The sequence below is a fragment of the Candidatus Symbiopectobacterium sp. 'North America' genome, assembly GCF_015762685.1.
GTDB lineage: Bacteria > Pseudomonadota > Gammaproteobacteria > Enterobacterales > Enterobacteriaceae > Symbiopectobacterium.
Genome location: NZ_PEHF01000109.1, coordinates 1 through 4,163, shown reverse-complemented (window position 1 = coordinate 4,163; position 4,163 = coordinate 1). Strand labels below are relative to the sequence as shown.

General features: G+C 48.7%; 2 protein-coding genes and 1 pseudogene. 2 read left to right on the top strand and 1 reads right to left on the bottom strand.

Annotated elements, in window-relative coordinates:
- Positions 1–2,676, bottom strand: a pseudogene (locus tag CS369_RS22480) (Tn3 family transposase); the annotation flags it as partial.
- Between the two features lie 160 nt (positions 2,677–2,836).
- On the opposite strand from CS369_RS22480, the gene CS369_RS22475 reads away from it, so the two are divergent.
- Together CS369_RS22475 and CS369_RS22470 are read left to right on the top strand one after the other, a co-directional pair.
- On the top strand, positions 2,837–3,415 hold the full coding sequence (locus tag CS369_RS22475) for a recombinase family protein (protein WP_196908778.1): 579 nt from the start codon (positions 2,837–2,839) through the stop codon (positions 3,413–3,415).
- A gap of 44 nt (positions 3,416–3,459) precedes the next feature.
- On the top strand, positions 3,460–4,143 hold the full coding sequence (locus CS369_RS22470; RefSeq protein WP_196908777.1) for a hypothetical protein: 684 nt from the start codon (positions 3,460–3,462) through the stop codon (positions 4,141–4,143).
- Positions 4,144–4,163 lie beyond the last annotated feature (20 nt).

Here is a 4,163-nt window from a genome sequence, read left to right as displayed (position 1 = left end):
TGAAATCTCCCTTCAGAATATCCTCCGGTAGTGTGAACGTATAATGCCCCAGCATATTGCCTGTGCACCAGTGGTGACAGCCGGGCAATATGCTCATCATCCGGGGCTTCACCCGTTGTTGTTCTAATATGTGAAAGTGCTTCCTGCATATAGAGTGAGTTCCACAACACCACGGCGTTAGTGACCAGACCCAGCGCGCCCAGCTGGTCTTCCTGTCTTTCACGATAGCGTTTTCTGATCTCACTGCGCTGACCATAACAGATGGCCCTGGCTACAGCATGACGGCCTTCTCCCCGGTTGAGTTGCGTCAGAATACGGCTTCACCTGCATCAGCCAGCCGAGGAGAAAACTGATACCCCAGCAACCAGAACAGGCCAAAAATAATGTCGCTGGCACCGGCCGTATCCGTCATAATCTCGGCCGAATTTAACCCGGTCTGCTGCTCCAGAAGCCCTTCCAGCACGAAAATAGAGTCACGTAACGTGCCAGGAACGACAATACCGTGGAACCCGGAATACCGATCTGAAATGAAGTTGTACCAGGTGATGCCGCGTCCTGACCCAAAATATTTTCTGTTAGGCCCTGCGTTGAACGTTTTCACCGGCGTGACAAAGCGCATCCCATCGGCTGAAGCCACTTCGCCGCCACCCCAGCGACCAGCAAGTTCCAGCGTGGAATGAAAATCAACCAGCCGGGCATTGGCGCTGACTAGCGTTTCTGCCCGGAGGTAATTCTGTTTCACCCAACTTAGCCGGTGGCGGGTCAGTGCCGGTATATTGTTTTTTATCAGTGGTTCATGACCGATATTACAGGCCTCTGCCAGCAGAACGGCACACAGACTGACGTGAAGATCCTTTGCTCTGGCTTCTGATTCGCTGACGTGCATAAACTCATGGGTAAAACCGGTTCTGGCGTCAATTTCAAGTAGCAGCTCTGTTAAATCCACGGGCGGGAGAAGCTGTTTCACCTGACTACTCAGTTGTGTCAATGCTGGCGACTCATCAAGTTTTTCCAGGCTACTGATAGTCAGGGAAGGATACTTACCGTCATTACAGATGTTTACAGCATTATTACTGTTAAAGCGACGCGATACCGTTTTCCAGGTCTCATCCAGTTGCGCCACCAATTGCTGTACGGCTTTTTGACCATCAGTGGGGTGTCCCAATGCACGACAGACGGCCACATGCTGAGCCTGCCACTCCTTGCCCTGAAGCAACTTCTAGCGCGGATCACCCCAGCGGTCACTATTTTCCAACCAGATATCCCGGCGACGCAATGCATCCTGAAGATGCTCCAGCAGGCACAGTGAATAACCGGCGCGTTGTATCCGGCCATCAGCATCATAGACCAGGCGCTTCCAGGGGCCGGTGATGATATGTCCGGGGGCATCGTCCAATATGCGTTTTTTCGAACCGCTCAGTTCCGCCAGGTAATGGATTGCAGCCAGGATATGCTCACCGTCGGGTACAGCACGAAAGTGTAGGTCGTGAAGCAGTGCAGGAAGGAAACGCTTCACTCGGCCGTACTGCTCCACCATTTCATCCTGAAAATTTGTATTATGAGGGCGGGCCAGCTCATTAACCTTATCAACAGACTCCGCTATCCTGGCGACCGGCACATTTTTGAATATGGTCTTTCGCAACGCACTCTCATCAACATTTTCGTCAAGCAAAAGCGCACAAGCCCGCGCCAGCAGCAGAGCCGCCCGATCGAGATCTTTCAGAGTCCTGAGTCGCTTTTTCTGCCCCGTCTTCTTTGCCTCACGGGCGATATCCAGGATCAACATATCAAGCACATCAACAGCTTCATTCAGTGCTGATATTTCCTGCGCTTTAACAAACGCGGTCAGCACCGCCAGCCGCCATGCTTCTGGCATTCTGGTTATATACCTTGCTGATGCCATGCCGGCATGACGGGCCAGATTACAGAGTTGTATAGCTGGAAGTTTGCTAAAATTCAGCCGGGAAAGCTCCAGGTTTCTCAGTCGGTTATAACGTTCCAGTGCTTCCGTAAAAGACGGGCCACTGACCGTTACAGGGCCTTTGCGCAGTTGCTCCATAACCGACACTCGTTGCCCTTCGGGGATCTCAAGTAAACCCGTCAGTTGTGCGGTCTGCCAACTGTCAGGCAGCGATGCCAATTTTCGCCAAAGGCGACGATTTGCCCGCTCACGGATTTCACCAATGATCCTGGTCAGCGTGGACGCAGCGGGCAATAGCACCTTGTGCTGAAGCAACCATGCTGTTGCAAAATCAAACATCAGGCTGGGACGTTCATTGCTGAGCCATGAGCGAACATACAGCAGGCGTTTAAGCCGAAATGACCAGGGCTGTTCACCAAAATCATGATACTCATAGTGCTGTCTGATGAGCGCGTATTCTCTCTCTGTGTATAACGGGACAGTATCTCCGGGCAGGGAATACCTAGTTGTGCCGCCACATGGTGCTGTACGCCAGCGGGGATCTGCATGGCATCGCTTATGAACGTTCCCAGAAACCGGGCAGTGGTGAGCTGAAGGGCAATACCAAGTCGGTTATGCATGCCCCGGCGCTGATTAACAAAATCCAGATCACGTTCATCAAGATGGAAATATCTCGCCAGTTGGACTTCATTTGGCTCTGCAGCATAACTCCCATAGCTCTGAACCTGGCTGTCGGTGAGAAAATCAGCGCTCATCAGTACATTCCTTCGCTATTAATTGTTCCATAGCCTTTATGAAAGTATCAGATATTATAAGTTTTGAGACCTTTCAAAATGGGTGTAAACATAAGTATCAAAAATCGTGTTTTATGCTTTATGATACTACGTAGTATCAATATCGATTTATGAGACCAATATGGCATTACTGGGATATGCGAGAGTATCAACCAGCCATCAGAAACTGACGATGCAAATTTCTGAGCTGAAATCAGCCGGGGTCAGGGACGATCGTATTTTTACTGACATGATGTCGGGAGCCTCGGACGCGCGCGAAGAGTTGCAGCGCCTGCTTGCACGGGCAGAAAAGGATGACATCATCCTGTGTACCAAAATGGACCGTATGGGCCGTAATACCGCTGATATGATCCACATTGTGGATGCCTGCTATAAAAAGGGGATTGCCATCCGTTTTCTGGAAACTGGTCTCAGTACCGAAGGTACAATGGGCAAAATGGTCATTCAGATCCTGGCCGCAGTGGCTGAAGCTGAACGCGAGCGAATCTTGGAACGAACCAATGACGGACGAACTACGGCTATGGCTTCTGGCGTCCGATTTGGTAGGAAGCCTCATAGGGCGACAGCCGCCGCTCTGATGCAAATCCGACAAGGACACTCTTTTAAGGAGGTGACCGAGAAAACAGGCATATCCCGAGCCACGTACTACAGACTGAAGAAAAAATTAACTTCTGCTACCCAGAACGCTATCACCGGGTAGCCTGCTAATCATTCTTAGTTCTTCACAGTGGGTAATTTTTTTCGATGATAAAGCAAAGCGGACAAGAACTTCAAATTCACTCTTCTCTCCCAGATTTTTTCTACATTCACAGAGTGATGAGAAATGACGCAAACTTGAAAGTAATTTTTTATTTAGCAATTAACATCCATGAAATTCTGTTTTCTGTAGAAAGCGGTTTTAATGTGATTGTTCTTAAATTAATCAGAAAAGAAAATGGTTGCTATATGCCGTTGTCTATTGCACTAAAAATCTATGAACACAATTCTTCTGTAAATAAACATACAGATACCTCCCCACCTCACTCCACCGAATGTCGTCATAATAACTCTTTAAATTATAATACGAATATATCAAATAAGCCGTTCTATCTTTGTCAAAAAAGACTAACCACAGCACCTCCAGACAATTCACAAAACCGAATTGATAAAGTAAAGCGTGTCCGGAGTGGAGCCTTGCTATCGGAAATGCCTCAATGTGAAAACGAAACCACGACAATTGAGGTAGAAATGGGAGAAGTAAGGACAGTTACCGATCACCAGACTGTACTATATACCACAAATCTTACCGACTGTTCTGCGCTGGTGTTGCTTTCGAACCGCGGGGGATCTAACTATCAAACACGGACGATGATGCACTTGATGGGGAGCAACCTGAATTATGGACTAACATGGTCGAGGGCTTTGTTGAATAAATCAGATTTGGTATAAGCATCCTCGTAGCAGGTTGC